Annotated in this window: 14 protein-coding genes; 4 read left to right on the top strand and 10 right to left on the bottom strand. The window is 31.2% G+C overall.

Features of this window, described 5'->3' with window-relative positions:
• Positions 1-20 precede the first annotated feature (20 nt).
• The 5 genes from BSD9I1_RS18685 to BSD9I1_RS18665 form a co-directional block, all read right to left on the bottom strand.
• Positions 21-512: a metallophosphoesterase family protein gene (locus BSD9I1_RS18685; protein WP_186431600.1), complete on the bottom strand. Its 492-nt coding sequence runs from the start codon at positions 510-512 to the stop codon at positions 21-23.
• A gap of 564 nt (positions 513-1,076) precedes the next feature.
• Positions 1,077-2,390 carry an aspartate kinase gene (locus tag BSD9I1_RS18680; protein ID WP_035311263.1) on the bottom strand — a complete coding sequence of 438 codons (1,314 nt, stop codon included), beginning with the start codon at positions 2,388-2,390 and terminating at the stop codon, positions 1,077-1,079.
• A gap of 582 nt (positions 2,391-2,972) precedes the next feature.
• Positions 2,973-3,941 (bottom strand): DUF2946 domain-containing protein, encoded by a 969-nt coding sequence (locus BSD9I1_RS18675; protein WP_186431599.1) that lies wholly within the window; start codon positions 3,939-3,941, stop codon positions 2,973-2,975.
• Between the two features lie 71 nt (positions 3,942-4,012).
• Positions 4,013-4,945 carry a viroplasmin family protein gene (locus tag BSD9I1_RS18670; protein WP_186431598.1) on the bottom strand — a complete coding sequence of 311 codons (933 nt, stop codon included), beginning with the start codon at positions 4,943-4,945 and terminating at the stop codon, positions 4,013-4,015.
• 351 nt (positions 4,946-5,296) lie between these two features.
• On the bottom strand, positions 5,297-6,361 hold the full coding sequence (locus tag BSD9I1_RS18665; protein ID WP_242966560.1) for an AI-2E family transporter: 1,065 nt from the start codon (positions 6,359-6,361) through the stop codon (positions 5,297-5,299).
• Positions 6,362-6,612: 251 nt separating this feature from the next.
• Here BSD9I1_RS18665 and BSD9I1_RS18660 point away from each other — a divergent pair, with 251 nt between their 5' ends.
• Both BSD9I1_RS18660 and BSD9I1_RS18655 read left to right on the top strand, forming a co-directional pair.
• On the top strand, positions 6,613-8,343 hold the full coding sequence (locus BSD9I1_RS18660; RefSeq protein WP_186431597.1) for a methyl-accepting chemotaxis protein: 1,731 nt from the start codon (positions 6,613-6,615) through the stop codon (positions 8,341-8,343).
• A gap of 399 nt (positions 8,344-8,742) precedes the next feature.
• Positions 8,743-9,093 carry an SH3 domain-containing protein gene (locus BSD9I1_RS18655; RefSeq protein WP_186431596.1) on the top strand — a complete coding sequence of 117 codons (351 nt, stop codon included), beginning with the start codon at positions 8,743-8,745 and terminating at the stop codon, positions 9,091-9,093.
• A 567-nt stretch (positions 9,094-9,660) separates the two neighbouring features.
• On the opposite strand, the gene BSD9I1_RS18650 is transcribed toward BSD9I1_RS18655, so the two are convergent.
• From BSD9I1_RS18650 to BSD9I1_RS18635, 4 genes are all read right to left on the bottom strand, one after another.
• Positions 9,661-11,049, bottom strand: a complete 1,389-nt coding sequence (locus BSD9I1_RS18650) for a cell wall-binding repeat-containing protein (protein ID WP_186431595.1) — start codon at positions 11,047-11,049, stop codon at positions 9,661-9,663.
• A gap of 113 nt (positions 11,050-11,162) precedes the next feature.
• Entirely contained in the window at positions 11,163-11,948 is a 786-nt protein-coding gene (locus BSD9I1_RS18645) for a hypothetical protein (protein ID WP_186431594.1), read from the bottom strand.
• Between the two features lie 72 nt (positions 11,949-12,020).
• Positions 12,021-13,397, bottom strand: a complete 1,377-nt coding sequence (locus BSD9I1_RS18640) for a cell wall-binding repeat-containing protein (protein WP_186431593.1) — start codon at positions 13,395-13,397, stop codon at positions 12,021-12,023.
• Between the two features lie 228 nt (positions 13,398-13,625).
• A complete protein-coding gene (locus BSD9I1_RS18635) occupies positions 13,626-15,461 on the bottom strand; it encodes a methyl-accepting chemotaxis protein (protein WP_186431592.1) in 1,836 nt (611 codons plus the stop codon).
• A 256-nt stretch (positions 15,462-15,717) separates the two neighbouring features.
• On the opposite strand from BSD9I1_RS18635, the gene BSD9I1_RS18630 reads away from it, so the two are divergent.
• Positions 15,718-16,728: a GGDEF domain-containing protein gene (locus tag BSD9I1_RS18630; RefSeq protein ID WP_186431591.1), complete on the top strand. Its 1,011-nt coding sequence runs from the start codon at positions 15,718-15,720 to the stop codon at positions 16,726-16,728.
• A 90-nt stretch (positions 16,729-16,818) separates the two neighbouring features.
• Here BSD9I1_RS18630 and BSD9I1_RS18625 read toward each other — a convergent pair whose 3' ends face one another.
• Positions 16,819-17,805, bottom strand: a complete 987-nt coding sequence (locus tag BSD9I1_RS18625; protein WP_186431590.1) for a YkvA family protein — start codon at positions 17,803-17,805, stop codon at positions 16,819-16,821.
• Positions 17,806-18,121: 316 nt separating this feature from the next.
• Between BSD9I1_RS18625 and BSD9I1_RS18620 the strand changes: the two genes are divergently transcribed.
• Positions 18,122-19,864, top strand: a complete 1,743-nt coding sequence (locus BSD9I1_RS18620) for an ATP-dependent metallopeptidase FtsH/Yme1/Tma family protein (RefSeq protein ID WP_186431589.1) — start codon at positions 18,122-18,124, stop codon at positions 19,862-19,864.
• Positions 19,865-19,877: the final 13 nt, after the last annotated feature.

The raw sequence follows: 19,877 nt of genomic DNA, 5'->3' as shown, positions 1-19,877 counted from the left end.
GATTAGTGCTTTTTCCATTTTTAATTATATAATACAACCTTTGCTTCTATGTTTTTCTTAGTAATTTCAAGAAGCACATAGGAGTACCATCTCTCCTTAAACTTTTTAGTTGGAGAGCCTGGATTTATAAGAAGCGTCTTTTTCTTAGTCTTTATAATTGGCTGATGACTATGTCCAAATATAATTATATCTACCTTATCTTTTTCAAATTCATTGTATGCTCTATCCATGGTACTTTCTCCAGAACCATGACCATGATAAAGTCCAATTTTATAGCCCTCTATGTTTATTATTTCACTTTGTCTAAGTTCTTCTGTAAGTTTTCCCTTATCATTATTCCCGTAAACTGCAATGACCTTTTTATACTTTTGCATTTTATGAAGCACCTCAATTGAGGTAAAGTCCCCCAAATGAATAATTAAATCCACATCAGAAAAGTATCTCTTTATCATCTCTTCTATTTTTTCAGGATGCTTACTCAAATGGGTATCCGCTGTTACCCCTATCCTCATTTAAACACCGCCCTATAATTTTGTTACATACTATGATATGAAATATATTTAAATTAAGGCACCGATTATCAGTATTTTATCGATTTTTTTGCTTTTTTATTATACTTTCTAGCTATCAATCCCTAATCACTAACTATTAATCTCTAATCCCTAGTCTCCAATCTTTAGTCTCTATGAGCCTACCGTTAAAAATTAATACTTAACACTGAATATTTAATAATTATCGCAGAAATTCTGTACAAACAGAATTTCCTCCTTCTGCACACATACCAACCATGTTTTAATGTTGAATTAAAGTATGGAATTTGCATCGTAGAATGACATTAATCACACGCTAACTATGATTTTAATGTTGATTTTACAAGTATGGAATTTGCATTGTAGTAAGCATTGAGCAAGCATTAAAAGGACTTTATTTCTGATTTTAAAACACCGTATAAAGCCTTCTACTGTCTGAACGAAGTGAGTTTAGAAGGCTTAGGTGTTTTAAAAGGAAGAAATATTAGTCCTTTTTTGCGAAGCGAACGCTTACCTAAATGCAAATTTCATACTTGTGTTTCAACATTAAAACGCTTCATATATAACTTTTAGAGCTTTTTCAAAGTCTCCATTTTCAACTCCTATAATTATATTTATTTCACTGGAGCCCTGAGTAATCATTCTAACATTTACATCACTTTCATATAATGCATTAAATAACTTTGCTGAAATTCCTGCATTTCTTTTCATAACCTTACCTACAACAGCAATTAACGCCATATCCCCATGAACTTCTATAAAATCAGGCTTACATTTAAATCTTATTTCTTCTAATATTTCCTCAAGCTTTCCATTTAGCTCTGAATTAGAAACTATTACAGATACGTTATCTATTCCTGAAGGCATATGTTCAAATGCCATATTATGATCTTCAAGTATAGAAAGCACCCTTCTACAATATCCCTTTTCAGCATTCATCATTGTCTTTTCAATTGTTATTACAGTAAAGTCCTTTTTACCTGCTACCCCTGTAATAGTATTGTATGTATTTTCAAAGTTATCATCACTAACTATAAGAGTTCCCTTATCTCCAGGCCTATTTGTATTCTTTATATTTATAGGTATTCCAGCTTCCCTTACTGGGAATACAGCTTCTTCATGAAGCACCGTAGCTCCCATATAAGAAAGCTCTCTTAATTCCTTATAAGTTATTTTTTCTATATTTCTTGGATTATCTACTATTCTTGGATCTGCCATTAAGAATCCTGAAACATCTGTCCAGTTTTCATATAAAGCCGCATTAACTCCTCTTGATATTATAGATCCTGTTATATCTGAACCTCCCCTTGAAAATGTCTTTATATCTCCATTTTCTAAGGCACCATAGAATCCCGGTATTACTGCTGCCGGAGTTCCTGATAACTTTTCACTTACTCTTTTAAAGGTAACTTCTAAGTCAAGTACTCCTTTTTCATTAAAGTATATAAGTTCCTTAGGATCAACAAAAGGAATGTTTAGATAGGCTGCAAGTATAAGCCCATTTAGATATTCTCCCCTGCTCGCAGTATAATCTTTACTTGCCCCATTTTTAACCTTTTCTCTTACTATATTAAGTTCACTTTTTATATCTAAATCTAGATTTAATTCTTCTACAAGCCCCATGTATCTTTCTTCAATTATATTAAATACTTCCTCAAAGGAAATGTTTTGCTCAACATGAGCATGACAAAGATATAATAAATCAGTTATCTTATAGTCTTCCTTAAATCTTTTTCCCGGCGCTGAAGGAACTATGTACTTTCTTCTTGAATCCTCCATTACAATTGACTTTACCTTTTTAAATTGTTCACTATCTGCTAAAGAACTGCCACCAAATTTTGCTACAATAATTTCATTCATAAAAAAGCCCCCTATTTCATTAGTTTTTTTGTCAAATAATTATCAATTTTTGCCCCTTAATTTAATAAATTAGTGCAATAAATTCACAAGTTATTAAATTAATAAAATTATATTACTTTCACATAAAGTTTTCAATTATTAATGATACAATTTTCTATTTAGAACTTTCTATCATACTCTGATATATTCAACTTTTAAGTTAAAATTACTCATTTATTTAGTGTAAGTTCTTATACCATCATGGGCTGTCACCCTAAAAGATCTTTACGCAATAATTTCTAAAAAATCTTAGAAATTCAGTTAGCTGAATTTCTTCCTACATCAGGTAAGTCTGAATGATGTTTTTAATGTTGAACAAAAGTATGGAGTTTGCATTGTAGAAAGCATTGAGCAAGCAATTAAAAGCTCTTTATTTCTGATTTTAAGACGCCGTATAGAGCCTTCTACTGTTTGAGCGATAGCGAGTTTAGAAGGCTTAGGCGCCTTAAAATGAAGAAATATTAGATCTTTTTTGCATAGCGAACGCTTTCCTAAATGCAAATTCCATACGACCTGTTCAACATTAAAAATTTCGTAATATTTCTAGTCTTCGTCTAAATAAATTCCATACATACGATGTTTTTTACATTTGTCATGTTTATTGCATTTCTTATCATCTTTATCATAAATATCTTTGATATTTTCCATATTTTTCATGACACAGCTGCACTTCTTATCCTTATCTTTTTCTTTTTTATGGCATTTGTCTTCATAATCATCATAACAGCCACTCATGTCATATATATCCTTTATATCTGGCATCATTGGGCACATTTCATGTTCCATATCCTGCATTCCCATCATTGGATGCATTCCACATGGCATGCAGCACATCATCATCATTGGGCACATTCCATGGTGCATATCATGCATACCTTGCATCATTGGGCACATTCCGTGGTGCATGTCATGCATACCCATCATTGGACTCATTCCGTTATGCATATCATGCATACCTTCCATCATTGGGCTCATTCCGTTATGCATACCCATCATTGGACACATTGGTCTGCCTGTCTGTGCTCCTTGTAATCCGTGCATTGGGCAATGCATCATTGGGCTTTCCATATCATCCATATCATAAATGTCTTTCATTCCAGTCATGTTATTCATATTATTCATATCATACATGTCTTTCATTCCAGTCATGTTGTTCATATTATTCACGTCATATATGTCTTTCATTCCAGTCATATTATTCATATCATCCATGTCATATACGTCTTTCATTCCAGTCATATTATTCATATCATCCATATCATATATGTCTTTCATTCCAGTCATATTATTCATGTCATCCATATCATATATGTCTTTCATTCCAGTCATATTATTCATGTCGTCCATGTCGTAAACATCTTTCATTCCAGCTACGTTATCTGTATCACCTATGTCCTTAATATTGTAAATATCATCCATGTTATTCATGCCTAAGTCATATTTACTCTTATTTATTTCGTTATCATCCCTGTACATTTCTTGATAAGACCTACTCCTCATATTTCTTTTCACATTTACACCCCTATTTTTAAAATGTTACGTTATATAATATGAAGAGTTTTTTAAAAATGTGCTAATAGACTTTAAATTTTCTTTATCATTTCCAATATCACTTTATCTTTTAAGCTATCATTTAATCCTCTAATATATTTATGTAAGTTAATATCTTTTTCCTTATATGCATTAATAAGTTTTGATATTATAATCTCTATATTTTCATCATTATTAACTGGATTAATCTTTTCAATCTTATTATTTAATACTATGATGTTTTCTTCTACACTTTGAGATGTTATATTTAAAAGCTCCTCTTTAATCTCTTCATTTACTACCTTAATTTTATTTTCCTTAAGCCATTTCAAAGTGATCTTAGGAAGCTCCATATTTATAGCTACTTTAGCTTCCTCGTCAGCAATTTCATTATAAAGATCGCCCGTATGGCTATCTACCTTTACAAAAATTACTTTAAGATTATGATTTGTCATAAGACTATTCATTGTATTGTAATATTCCTCAGATGATTTGTCTCTTCTTTCCCAGTATCCTGTTGCATGATGAGAAATCCCTTCATAATCATGAAGAATTACAATTTCTTTATATCCCTTTTCTACTGCATATTCTGCTGCTCTAACTGAAGCCTTGAGCTCTCCTGCAATTTGCCTTAAAGCCTTTTTAGAATCATCCTCCGGTGCTCCATTTTCTATATACTCTATCACATTATCATGAACCACTACTAGTCCATACCCAAATTTACCTGTAGATATATTAAAACTTCCATCCACATATGCATGAGGTATATCTAAAGGATAGGAATCCTCACCCTTTTTTAAGAGTTTTTTTGTGTCGGTTAAAAAACTTTTAGCTTCTGCCATGGATTCAAAGCTTTTATATTTAGCACCCTTAACGCCCTTAACATATTTTAAGCATTCAGCCCAAGTACCTACTATTAGATCTTCTATCTTTCTATTGCTTTCAAAATCATATCCCTCTTTAATTGCATAAACTTTCTTCCCCATATGTTCCTCCTTTTAAGGTAATGTTGAATTTTTAGTATTAAATTTGCATCTAGGAAAGCGTTCATTTCGCTTAAAACGTCTAATGTTTCTAAAATTAAAATACCTAAGCCTTCTAAACTCGCTAGCTCAAACAGTAGAAGGCTCTATACGGTATTTTGATTTTAGAAGCAAAGTCGTTTTAAAGCTCATTCAATGCTTTCTACGATGCAAATTTAATACTATATTCAACATTAAAAATGTCACTTATAACCTACTAATGGATGAAATTCAGTTACCTGAATTTCTATCAAAATTGTTGTTTATGAATTATTATATATTATTCACAACCAATCACTAAAATCTAGAAACTGGTTACTGGTTACTAGCTTTCTTGTCACTTACTATCATCACTACATTCTTTATAATAGCATATATTGGTACTATTGCAAAAGCAGTAAATGGTCCTCCTATGGCTATTGCCCCTATTACCAAAAATATATCAGTTAAAGGATGTATGTTCATACTTTTAGCCATTACAAGCGGTACTACAACTCTTCCCTTTAAAGTTTGAACAATGATAAATAAAACTATAAGCTTTAAAAACATAGGGAGTCCCATTCCTATTGCTATGACTACAGGAATTATCATTGAAATAAAAAACCCTACAAAGGGTATAAATGCAAGTATAAATGTTATGGTTGAAAGAATCAGTGCATTGGGCATTCCTATAATTTTGTAACCTAAAAATATCATACTGGATAGTGACAATGCTACCTTTGCTTGACCTGTGACATAATGACTAAGTATGGTATCACTTTGAGACAATATTTCATTTGAAACCTTTTTGTGCCTTCCAGGTATTATCCTTAAAATCTTATATTTAAGCTTATCTCCATCCTTAAGCATATAAAACACTATAACTACAATAAGAAATACTGTGGAAAAAGCATTCATAAAATATCCTATAACTTTCATAAAATTATATCCTATTTGCTGAATGTAATTTGTAGCAGAAGCTGCTATTAATGCATATATTTTGCCTACATTTATAAAACTGTTTATCCAACTCATAAACCCATCAATTTGCTTTTTATTATTTAAAATTGTCCACATCTGTCTTCTAAGTTGTTCGAATTGTCCATAGGCATATTTACTAAAATAAGATAACAATCCACTTAAAATAAATGTAAATATTATCAATGAAAGCAAACTTGCTTTACCCCGAGTAAGTCCCTTTTTTATAAAAATATTATTTAGAGGCCTTATTATATAAAATAGCAGTGCTGAAATAAACAGAGGAATTAAAAATGCCTTCGCTATAGTTACCATAAGCTTATGAATAATGCTTAGTTTTCCCAATAAAATAAAGGCTAGAATTCCTAAATTTATTATTACCAATATTTGAATTATTTGAGTTTTAGTTTTTATAATAATCACCCCTATTTTTTACTTCAAAATTAGTATTGGCTATTCTCCTTACCCCTATACCTTGAATTGAAACTCTAATATCTTTTCTATAGATTCCAGAAATAAATTGATGATTATTGATAAGAATATCCTATTTTATTTTTGCGATACACTATATTCAAATATTAAAAATAAATTTACTTTTTGAGTTAGCTATTTGTTGGACTATATGGTATAATCTTCAATATTATAAGAATTTTTTACAAAAGAGGGTTGTCAACATGAGAAAAAAAGCAATGAAACAATCTACACTCAATCGCATTTTAAGCACTATTGCAATCGTCCTTGCAATTTTATTAATTAGCGGTGGTGTACTTATTAGAATGGCATTTAAAACAGAACAAGCTATACAAAGTAAAAGAATGGAGCTCAAAGACTTAGGAAGTAAATTTGGGGATGCAACTGATTATCTATCATCAGAAGCAAGAAGTTATGTTCAATTTGGCGAAAAGGAACATTACGATAACTACATGAGAGAATTAAATGGAACTAAATCTATGGAAAATGCAAAAGAAAATTTAATAAAACTTGATATACCTGAGGAGCAGCTAAGTTTACTTGAAAAAGCTAAAACCTCATCTGATGCATTAAGGCAAATAGAGCAAGAAGCAGCTAAGGCAGTTGAACAAAAGGACTTTAATAAAGCACGCCAGTTAATGTTTGATTCTAATTATGATACTGAATCAAATACTTTAACAGATGCTTTAACAAGCTTCCAAAATAGCATAGATGATAAGTCAGCTAAAGAGCTAAAAATAGCTGAAGCAGTGCTAGCTAGATATATAATACTTTTAATAATTTTAACCTTTGCTCTGATTGCATCTACTTTAGCTAACGTGTACGTTTATACAACTAAACTTATAAACCCTATTAAAAAGTTAAGAGATATTTTAATTGAAGTATCTAAAGGAGACTTTTCTGTAGATATCAATCTTCCTGTAAACGAATCTGAAATTGGAGAACTTACAGGTGCAGTTAAGCAAACTGTGAATAATGTTTCATCCATACTTGAGTCTTTTAAGGAAACTTCTAAAAACATAGATGAAAAATCACTTTCCTTAGCTGCAATATCTGAAGAAATGACATCAGTATCAGAAAATGTAGCAAGTGCAATACAAGACGTAGCTGAAGGTACAGGCTCTCAAGCACAAGATTTGGTCTCTATCACATCTATTTTAAATCAATTTGGAGAAAAGCTTGAAAAAATTGTTCAAGATATATTAGATGTTGATGTAGCCTCCAAAAACTTTAATGCTATGGCAAGCGATAGTAATGATAATATGAATTTCTTATCTGATTCAGTAAGAAATGTAGGATCTTCTTTTAACGATTTTGCTTTAAAAATATCAACACTTGGACAAGATATACATAAAATAAATGAAATAACAAGCATTATAAATGGAATTGCAGACCAAACAAATTTACTAGCGCTAAATGCCTCTATTGAAGCAGCTCGTGCTGGAGAAGCTGGTCGTGGATTTGCTGTAGTTGCAGATGAGATAAGAAAACTTGCAGAACAAACAAAGGTTTCATCAGATAATATAAACTCATTAGTAAGCAATATATCAAATAGCTCCAATACAATTTTAAACACCACTGATACCATGGACGGCGAATTAAAAAATCAAGTTAATGTTATAAAAAATACCATGGATTCATTCCAAGATATATTACATGGTATAGAAAGATTAGCTCCTAAAATTCAACAAATTACTGATTCTGTTGAAGAAATCAATAAAGACAAGGATGTTATATTAGAAAAGGTGGAAGCTTCTTCTTCCGTTGCTCAAGAAATATCTGCATCTTCTGAAGAAATTTCAGCTTCAACTGAAGAAATGAACGGCTCCTCTCTAGATGTTGCAAACACTGCACAAAACTTAACTGAAATGACAAGCAAGGTACTAGATGAGATTACTAAATTTAAAACTAAGGAACAAGTAAATGCTTCATAATAAGGATATTACGACATTTTTAATGTTAAATCTTCCGTATGGGTTCTGCATAATTAATGAAACATCTCAGTTTGCTGAGATGTGCTAATTTATAACGAAATCAGAGATTTCTATAAATCATGCAACCGTTCACTGCGCAAAGAAGCTCTAATATCTCTCGATTTAAATCACCTAAACTTTCTAAACTCGCTGCAGCTCAGACAGTAGAAAGTTCTTTACGGTGTTTTAAATTGAGAGATAAAGAGCTTCTAATTGCTTGTTCAAAGCCTTCTACAATGCAAATCTCATACTAAATTCAACATTAAAAATGTCTTCATGCACACTGCTGAAGGAGGATATTATTAATTGTATAATAGAGGTTATTTACATAATGAATTTATAAATGGAGGTACAAACTAAATGAAGTATAAGGTTATTGAAGAACATAAACCTAATAATAGTAATCCTATAAAAGCAGAGAAAGGTGAAACTGTAAAATTAGGTAGAAAATCTGGTGGGGATGATGGTTGGAATAATTGGATATACTGTTACAGTTTACATAGTAATAGTGAAGGATGGACTCCTGCACAGATTATTCAAACTCAAAATGAATATGGAATTGTATTAAATGATTATTCGGCTAAAGAGTTGGACGTAAGTAAAGGTGATATAGTTGATGGAGAATTAGAACTCAATGGTTGGTTATGGTGTAGTAGATTGACTGATTTAGAAGATGGATGGCTACCTACAGAAAAACTGATAGCATTATAAGATATTTAATAATTGATAGTTTACAATTATGTTATAACGTGGATTAAGGGAACTTTCTAAGTTCCCTTAAATATAGCATACTATCAACACTGTTCTTTAGCAGAGCCTTAATTTATAAATTAAATTTTTTCATCTATTTTCTATAAGTTCTTGTAACCTCCGGGGCTGCCGCCCTAAAAGATCTTTATGTGCTAATTCCAAAAATATCTTAGAAATTCAGTTAGCTGAATTTCTTCCTTCAGCCGGTGTAAGAGATATTTTTAATGTTGAACATATAGTATGAGATTTGCATCGTAGAAAGCATTGAATGAGCTTTAGAGCGGCTTTATTTATAAATTTAAAATACCGTTAAGAGCCTCCTACTGTTTGAGCCTACGACGAGTTTAGGAGGCTTAGGTATTTTAAATTTATAAATATTAGCCGCTATTGCATGATTTATAGAAATCTATGATTTCGTTATAAATCAGCACATCTCAGTTTGCTGAGATGTTACCATAACTCAATGACCTTCCTAGATGCAAATCCTATACGGTAGGTTCAACATTATCTTAAAATGTCGTACTTTTTCTATTCTTCTATAATTTCGGACTCGTAAATTTTCCATTTCCCATTTACTTTCTTAAAGGTTACTGTCATAGTATATAATTCTTCTTCCGCAACATCTTCTCCTGTTTCTGGATCTTTGTATGTTATCTTATCATTTTCTACAGCCTTAACTTTTGCTTCCTTAGTTGTCATTGACATCATATCTATAGACTCATAAATTGATTCAATATTTACTTCTTCTTCAGTTAATGCTGCAAAAACTTCTGTATATACGTCTCTAGTATCTTTATATCCAGGAGCACTTGGGTCTATCTCAGCCATGTACATTTCGATGTCCTTAAACTTTACAGCTTCAGCAAGATTATTGAGAACTGCTTTTATATCTGCAAACTCTTTATCCAAATCCATTACTACAAATTGTTGTACATTATCACTAAGTGAACCTGTCCCACCTAATAAATAATAATTTTCAAGTGCCTTTTCATCAAATTTTAATTGTTGTTTATATAAATTAGATTCATCTGCAAGCACCATTGGAGCATTTAACTTAACAGCTAATTGGCTTCCTGATAATGCATCTGCAAATCCCTTACCTGATGCTAGTACAATATTTTTTGTATCTAAATCAAACTGATTAAATATACTCATTGAAGTTTCATATCTAGTACTTCCACCTAGTCTAACTATTTCTACTGAAGGAAGCATAGCTTTAATTTCATTTACAACTGCTGGCTTAACTACACCTTCTCCACCAACTACATAAACCTTAGATGGCTTTATTTTAGTTAACTGGCCCTTAATTAAATCCGGAAGTTTGTCCGCATTTGTAAGAAGCATCGGATAATCCTTTATTGCTGCAACCCCAGACGCACTTAGTGCATCCGCATAACCTAACGCATTTGATATAAATACTGGAGTTCCTTCTGCAACTTCTAATTCATTTATAATAGCATTATTTGTTTCTATTCTTCCCTTACCAAAAATTCTTGTAACCTTATAGCCCTTGTTTGTAAGTGCAGTTTCTGTATCCTTACTTACAACACCTTCTCCACCAATGATATAAACATTTCCCTGATCCTTTAATTTAGCTGATATATATGATATCGCCTCGCTGCTGCTCTTTAAATCTCCTGCAAGAAGTAATGGAGCATTTAACTTTTTAGCAAATGTACTTGCACTTAAACCATCTGCAAAACCAAATCCAGATGTAATTACTACATTTTCTAGTTCACCAAATCCTATTTCCTCTGCTATAGCTCTTGATGTTTTAAATCTGTCTAACCCTTGAACTCTCTTAGCAGTTTTAGTTAACTGTGTTTCAGCTTGTACACTTACTGGATTAAATCCTTGAGCAATAGTAAAAGCTAGGAATGTTGATACCATTAATTTTGATACTTTTTTTAAATTCATTTGTTTCCCTCCATACAATATCCATAAATAATTCCATTTGTATTACCATTTTATATTAAACTATAAATAAAATCTATTGGATAGTAATGGATGTTAATTCATAAATATACTTATCATCCAATAAAGAGCATATAGTAATTGCCGTCTAAAATGTTTTCGTTAAATATGCTGCTTATAGTTGATAATGTAAATATAGCTGTAATTATTAAGTTTAATATAATCCCCCAAACAGCAAGTACTCTTTTCTTCTTTCTTGCAAATACTCCTATAATTCCAAGAACTAATCCCACAACACTTGAAATCATACCCCCAATAAAAAGTATTCCAATTATAACTACTATAGGAGATGCCTGCATTACTTCCTCTGATGATATACCTACAGCAACACTATTGTAAGTTATTATTACACCTGCTGTAAAAATAGCTATACTAACTAAAGCTATTACAAATGAAGCAATTCCCAACCCAGAATGCTTGTAATTTTGCTTTTCATTATAATTTGCATAGGTACTTTCATATTGGCTCCATTCACCAAGCTGAAAACATCTCTTTACCTTTGGAATCATATAAAATACCATTGGCAAAACATAAATTATCACTGCAAACACTGCTGTAACAATAACTACAATTTTTTCTTCAACACTTATATCAAAGGTAATTATCATTTCCAAAATACAAGCTACCATTAAAACTATAAAAGATTTACGAGCAAGTTCTTTCTTTAATAATAACCCAATACTTGTAACTGTAAGTGCTGCCCCTATAATTCTAAGAACTATATTGTCAACATAATAAAATCTGCTTGATGGATCTGCCCCCTCTAATATTCCAGTAATTCCAATCCAAATATATAATAGTGCAATAACAATGTTTAACCTTTTTATTTTTTTAGTACTCATACTCACTTTTATTACCACCTTAATATGTTATATATAAACGAATCCATGTTTCAAGCTGCAACAATTTTTTCGTTATTGAATATTTTCAGCATTATATATTTTCCATTGTCCATTTACTTTTCTAAAGCTAAGTATTTGAGTATACTCCACATATTCTGTAGCCTTCTCATAATTATCTGTTATTGCATCATTCCTTCTAGTCTTAACTTTTGCTTCTGTAGCATTCATTGAAATTACATTAATTGACTTATAAGTTGGTATAATATCTAAATCGTTCATGTTTAACTCTTTAAAAAGTTCTTCAAGTGCTTGTCTAGCTTCTTTATATTCTTGAGTATTTAAATCAAATAGTGCTAGATATTCACCAACAATTTTTAATCTTATAGTTTGTGCAAGTTTAGTGAGTATTGTATTTATATCTTGAAACTCTTTATCAACATTCATTACTGCAATTTGCTCTACATTTGTAGTAAGTGAGCCTGTACCACCTAGTAAGTAATAATTTTCAAGAGCTTTTTTATCAAATTCTGACTGCTGTTTAAATAAATTAGTTTCATCTGCAAGTACCATTGGAGCATTTAACTTAGCAGCTAATTGACTTCCTGATAATGCATCTGCAAACCCTTTACCTGATGCTAATACAATATTTTTTGAATCTAAATTAAATTCATTAAATATGCTCATTGATGTTTCATATCTACTGCTTCCACCTAATCTAACTATTTCTACTGATGGAAGTATAGTCTTAATTTCATTTACTACTGCTGGCTTAACTACTGCTTCTCCTCCAACTATATAAACCTTAGATGGCTTTATTTTAGTTAACTGATCCTTAATAACATCTGGTAATTTATCTGCATTTGTAAGAAGCATTGGATAATCCTTTATTGCAGCAACTCCTGAAGCACTTAGCGCATCTGCATAGCCTAGTGCATTTGATATAAATACTGGAGTTCCTTGCGTAACCTCTAATTCGTTTATAATGGCATCATTTGTTTCTATTCTTCCCTTACCAAAAATTCTTGTAACCTTATATCCCTTACTTGTAAGTACATTTTCTGTTTCCTTACTTACAACGCCTTCTCCACCAATGATATAAACGTTTCCGTTTGATTTTAATTTACCTGATATGTACGCTATTGCCTCACTGCTGCTCTTTAAATCTCCTGCAAGAAGTAGTGGTGCATTTAACTTTTTAGCAAAGGTACCAGCACTTAATCCATCTGCAAAACCATATCCAGACGTGATTACTACATTTTCTAACTCAGTAAATCCTATTTCCTCTGCTATAGCCCTTGATGTTTTGAATCTGTCTAAACCTTGAACTCTTTTAGCAGTTTTAGTTAGCTGTATAGTTTCAGCTTGTACACTTATAGGATTAAATCCCTGTGCAACTGTAACAGCTAAAATAGTTGTGATCATTAACCTTGAAACTCTTTTAAAATTCATGTAATCTTCCTCCACCCTTTATAATAGAAATTAATTCAATGTAAATTTTATATTAATTTTTTATGGAAATCTATTGAAGAGTACTGGGAAGTATTCCATTTATAGACATATGTACGTTGTTTATATAATGCAATATAAATCTAAAATTTTAATTTAAGCGCTTAATAAAAAACGAAGGCTTTTTCCTAAAAAAGTCTTCGTAAAATAACATACTATTTATTTATAAGTTTATTTCATATAAGATTCTTCATCAATAGCTGCTAGTTCTTGCATACTAGTATTCTCATCACTGTTTATTAACTCATATTCATCATTTACTACTAACTGATTACTAGATTCATTCTCCTTCTCACTATTTGCTAACTTAAACTTTTCCACATCATTTATCATTTCTTTAGTCATGCTGCTTAATTCTTCAGAAGTTTTTGCCACTTGATGAGATGATAAATTACTTTCCTGTGCAGCTGCTGCAATTTCTTCAGAAGATGCCGATACCTCTTCTGCAATTGCAGAAACCTGTTGTATCTTTTCTAATATTATATCTTTTTCCTCATTTATATTTAAAGCTGTAGAATTGACTGCTTCTATTTCAGGTATAACTTCTTCTACTGCTTTCAATATATTTTTGAAGGAATTAATTGTAACATTTATCATATTTACTTGGCTCGTTAACTCTTCTTCCATATTTCCTGTATTTTTAACCATTACATTAGTTTCACTTGAGATACCATTAATTAAAGAATTAATATTCTTAGAAGAAACTTTAGACTGCTCTGCAAGCTTTCTTATTTCATCTGCAACTACTGAAAATCCCCTTCCTGATTCTCCAGCTCTAGCGGCTTCAATGGCTGCATTTAACGCAAGTAAATTTGTCTGATCAGCTATATTATTTATAACATCAGTTATTTCATTTATTTGACTAATGTTTTCACCAAGATTTATAACCTTACTTGCAAATCCAGCAAAGGAATCTTTTATATTATTTATAGACTTTACCAGTGCTAACATATTAACATCACTTTCATTTGCCATAGCACTTATATGATGTGATTTTCCATCAATGCCTCTTATAGCTTGTATGATATTTTCTAATTCCACACTAAAATCATCTAAAATATTTACTATAGTGGATATTTCTTCAGCTTGAGAACTTGTCCCCTCTGCTGCATCCTGTATAGAATTTGCTACATTTTCAGAAGAAGCTGACATCTCATCTGCTATAGTTGATAAATCATTAGACTTCTTATCTATAAAATTAGACTTTTCTTTAACTTCTGTTATCATGCTGGAAATATTATCAATAGTCTTAGCTAGTGCCCTATTCATAAGCCCAAATTCTGATTTACTTTCCGTATCTAATGAAACCCTAAAGTCACCTTCAGCTACAGTATTTAAACTATTTATGTGATTTTTCATTGAAGCATTTATAAATTTAATAATCATATAAGAAATAGCTGCAAAAACAAATATGCATATTGAAATAATTAATATAAGTGATTTTTTTCTTCCATAATACAAGTCATCACCCTTAATATTTAAATCTTCTGCTGAATACATATTCATATATTTAAGAGCTTCAATACTCATATCTACTTCTTCCCCTAGGTCGTGTAATTCACTTAGTTCACTTGTAGTTAATTTCTGACCGTTTTTTACTCTATCCTTTTTCTTTTGCCATGCATTTATAAAAATATTATACTGGTCTTCAACACTTAAAAGCATTTTTTCTTCATCATCTTTCATATTACTATCCTTATAAGCTTGAAACCTACCTTTAATTTTTTGATCATATTCATCTATTTCACTGGTATTTACAATACTATTTTCTTGTGACATTTTGGATATAGATAGTCTAATTTTTAATACATCCCCTCTAATATCTCCAACATAGGAAATAGGAAGAAGTTTGCTATCATATACCTCACCTAAATGATTATTAATTTTGTTCATTCCGTTATACCCAACTTCACTAATTAAAACTAAGCATAGTATTGAAAACACTGACATAAACAAAATTACTGTTTTAATCTTTAAACTGCTGAACTTTTTTAATATACGCTTCATACCTTCCGCCCCCTATGCTGATTTATATGATTTCTTTCATAATTAATACATCTAATAACCCCTTTGTCTTCCTATAAAACATATATGTACGCCAATGCCGTTATAAAATCTTACCACATATATTCCTGTTATGCAACTATATCCCAAATATTCAAGTGTTATAAAAATATCAAGGTCATATTTCCCACTATAAACATACTATAATATTAAGAATATTAATTTATTATAAAATACTACTTTAAAAGGTGTGTTTGTCATGCTCATTAAAATTAAAGAGAAATTATTGTTTAAAAAAGTATGTATTACTGAAAATAGAAGTCTTATCATCACATTAATTTTTAATACATTATTATCTATAGGATTTATTTGTTTGCTGGTACATTTACTTTTAATCGGAAGAACTAATCACTTTCTGGGACTAAATTGGGCAGAAAAGATAAACTATGAACTTATTATTATTAGAGCATCAATTGCAAACATATTGCAGCTTACTCTTTTATTTATTAGGCGCATTTTTGAAACACGTAAAAACTTAAAAAAAGACTTTATGGCTAATTCTATAGCTATTGTAACTTATTTATATGTAGTAACCCTTGGAAGCCTCATAATAAAATTTTTCGAAATAGCTGTACTTATAAATGAGATAATAATCTTCCTAAATGTAATTGGTTTTTTCATCATGCTTTACTATGTATACATTATTTTAAGAACCTTCGAACTTCTTCATGCTCGCTTAGAAGACGAAGAAACACTTACCAAACATTTATACAAGCTGTCCTATACGGATAAATTGACTGGACTTGTAAATAGATGCTACTTATTATCCTTATTTGATGATTATCTAAAAAAATATGACAGCAGCAACTTCATGCTTGGAATTTTATTTTTGGATTTAGATGGATTTAAACTTGTAAACGATAATTTTGGACATGATGTTGGTGATGAAGTTCTCAAGGAAATTAGTAACCGTCTTACAAAAAGCGTAAGAAATATTGATACTGTGGCCAGAATAGGTGGAGATGAATTCGTTATTTTAATACCTTATATAGTTGATGATATAATACTTAAAATAATTGCTTCGCGCGTTATTGAGGTGATAAACGAAAAGATATATATTAAAAATCATGAATTTACCATTGGTGTAAGCATAGGTATTTCAATTTACTCCAAAGACGGATTTGAAATGGACGAGTTAATAAAAAAAGCTGATATTGCAATGTACAGGGTAAAAAAGGCTGGTAAAAACGGATATGGATTTTACTCATAATAATTTTAAGGAAACTTATGGGGAAGTTACAGTGTAATTTCCCCATATTTCCCCGGCAATTTTTTACTTTTATCGAGGAATATTCCTTAGCTAATCGTTGTTTTCCTCCACATTGTTATGAGTAATTTCAACCTTTTTTCCCATTTTCTCCATGCCTCTTTTTATATATGAGCCAAGCTTATTTACCTTATCTGCACCAACATAGTTTGAAATTGTCTTTACTCCTTTTTTTACAATAAGAATTATATCACCCTTTCCCTGCCAGTTTTCTAGTATTATTTCTTCAGGAACTTCATTTAATATAGTATTTAATCCATAAAAAGCTATTGCAATGTCATCTATTTGACCTACAAAGGGTATAAAGTCTGGTAATATATCAATGGGAATAGCAAGATATCCTGCCACAGCTGCTACCTTTGCCTTAGTTTTAGAATCAACTCTTGGATCCTTAAAAAGTCTCCATAAAAGTGCTGCTATATCTGGAATAAGCATTGCATATTCTTTAATGCTTTCATATTTGTCAGGAGTCTTGACATCTACAGCTGCTCTAAATTTTGTATAGGAATCCTCAGTAGTTTTCCTATCCATCTCATAAATTATCTTCTCTTCTTGAGGCTTTAAGGTTTCCTTATCCTTAGAATAAACTAAATCTTCTACATCAGCTACTATCTGTCCTTGAACAAGAGATATATTTTTCACCTTCATATTTACATTAGGTATAAGCTTTATTATAGTATCAAGATCTACTGTAATTACGTCACCTTCAACCTCAACACCATATGCCTCGGTCTTCTTCCCTACCTGCTTTAATATGATATTTTTTATACCAGCAAGCACCCCGATTTTTGCAACCTTCACGTCAAAAATTTTCACTTTAACCTTGTTGGCTATTACATTTCCAAGACCAACTACTGCGGTAAATGGGATCTCTACCCCCTTTTTATAACTTCCGTGGACATTTATAAGTTCTCCTACCTCTAAATTATTAAATTTTAGCCCTTCTAAATCAATGAACTCATTTAACCCCTTTAATATCTCTTCCTCATGAAGAGTAAGCTTTACTGAACTTACTTTCATATTAATCAACTCCCTCACCTATTTTAAATTTCCTATTAAAACATTAATTTATACCTATAATATTAAATTTCTAATTAGCACTCCCAAGTGCCCAGTAATTATCTCTTAAGGCAAGTTACTATGTATTAATTACTAAAATGCTAGCTACTATATATAAGATTATACCCTAAATAGAAATTTCTGCAATTACTAAGAAAGCTTCCATAAATTACTTTAGTAAAAATTATGAGATTTATTAGACAATATCAAATAGCTATTATAGAATAATAAATGTTCGATGGCTCCCAACTATAATTGAAATATCGGAGGTATCTTAATGAATATGATGAAGAAAAAACCCTTTTTATTACCATTGATAACTGCTGCACTATCTTTAGTGCTACTTATAACATCTCAAATTGGTTTCAAAACTACTGAAAATAAATCTTACGTAAACTTCTTAAAGGATTTAAACTCTCATAAAATAAGTAAAGTTTACTTATCCCCAACTCCTCAGCTTAAGGTTGTATTAAGTGATGGAACATCTTATGAAACAGACAACCCTCGTATAGACACATTTAAGGAAGTTCTTTTAAAAGAAGGAGTTAAAGTTTTAGAGTACTCTCCTACAGAAAAAAGTTCTGTAATATTTGGTTCAGCTTTTTTAGTATCAATTATCTCTTTAGTATTTGTAATGGCTAAAAAATCTGGTTTATCAAATAAAGGACTACTTAGTGTGGACAAACTTGAAACATCTGCACTAGAAGACACACCTTTCACTTTTGAAAATGTTGCAGGAAATGAAGAAGCAAAGGAAAGTGTTAAAGATGTAGTGGATTTCTTAAAAAATCCTGAAAAGTATGCAGCTTATGGCGCTAGAATGCCTAAGGGAGTTATACTTTACGGGGATCCAGGTACAGGTAAAACATTGCTTGCAAAGGCTGTTGCTGGAGAAGCTGGAGTTCCTTTTTATGCAATGTCAGGTTCTGACTTCGTTCAAGTTTATGTAGGTGTTGGTGCAAGTAGAGTAAGGCAATTATTTAAGAAGGCAAGACAAAATGGTAAAGCCGTAATATTTATTGATGAAATAGATGCAATAGGTAAGAAAAGAGATGGTGGAAAAGCTGGTGGCTCTGATGAAAAAGATCAAACATTAAATGCGCTTCTTACTGAAATGTCAGGCTTTAATGAAAAGGAAGGCATAATCATCATGGCAGCAACAAATAGACTGGATATATTAGATGAAGCACTTTTAAGACCAGGTAGATTTGATAGACACATAGAAATTATGCTGCCAGATATATCTGCTCGTGAAAAGATATTAAATCTTCATTTAAAAAATAAACCCGTTGGAAATATCACAGTACACGAATGGGCACAAAAGACATCTGGCTTTTCTGGAGCTAAACTTGAAAGTCTTGTAAATGAAGCTGCAATACTTGCTTGTAAAGATGAAGCAGAAGCAATTGAAAACATCCACATGGACAAAGCATTTTCAATAGTTATAGCAGGACATGAAAAACAAGACAGAGATTATATAACTGAAAAGGACAGAAAAGTTACAGCTTATCACGAAACAGGACATGCTCTTGTAGGACTTAAGATGCTGCCTAATGAAAAAGTATCTAAGATAACAATAATCCCAAGCACAAAGGGTGCTGGTGGATATACAATGACAATTCCTGAGGACAAGCTATATCAAGATAAAACCTATTTAAAGAGAAGAATAATGATGCTTCTTGGTGGACGTGCTGCTGAGGAAATAATATTTGGTGAAGACAACATCACAACAGGAGCTAGCCACGATTTAAAACAATGTACAAACATTGCATATCACATGCTTGGTGCATACGGTATGGGAAAATCCCTAGGCCTTTTAAGCATAGAAGCCCTAGGTGAAGCAAATGCAAAACAAGCAGACTTAGTTAATGAATGTAAGGAATTAATCGATTCACTATATGAAGAAACAAAGGCTCTTTTATTAAAAGAAAGAGATCTTTTAGAAGCTATAACTCAAGAACTTTTAGAAAAAGAAACTATTCACAATGAAAAACTAATGGAAATCGTGAACAAATTGTAAAGTGCCACCCACG

The sequence above is a fragment of the Clostridium sp. BSD9I1 genome, assembly GCF_900185645.1.
GTDB lineage: Bacteria > Bacillota > Clostridia > Clostridiales > Clostridiaceae > Clostridium_AK.
Note: the sequence above shows the minus strand (reverse complement) of the source record. Positions and strands in the feature narration are given on the sequence as shown.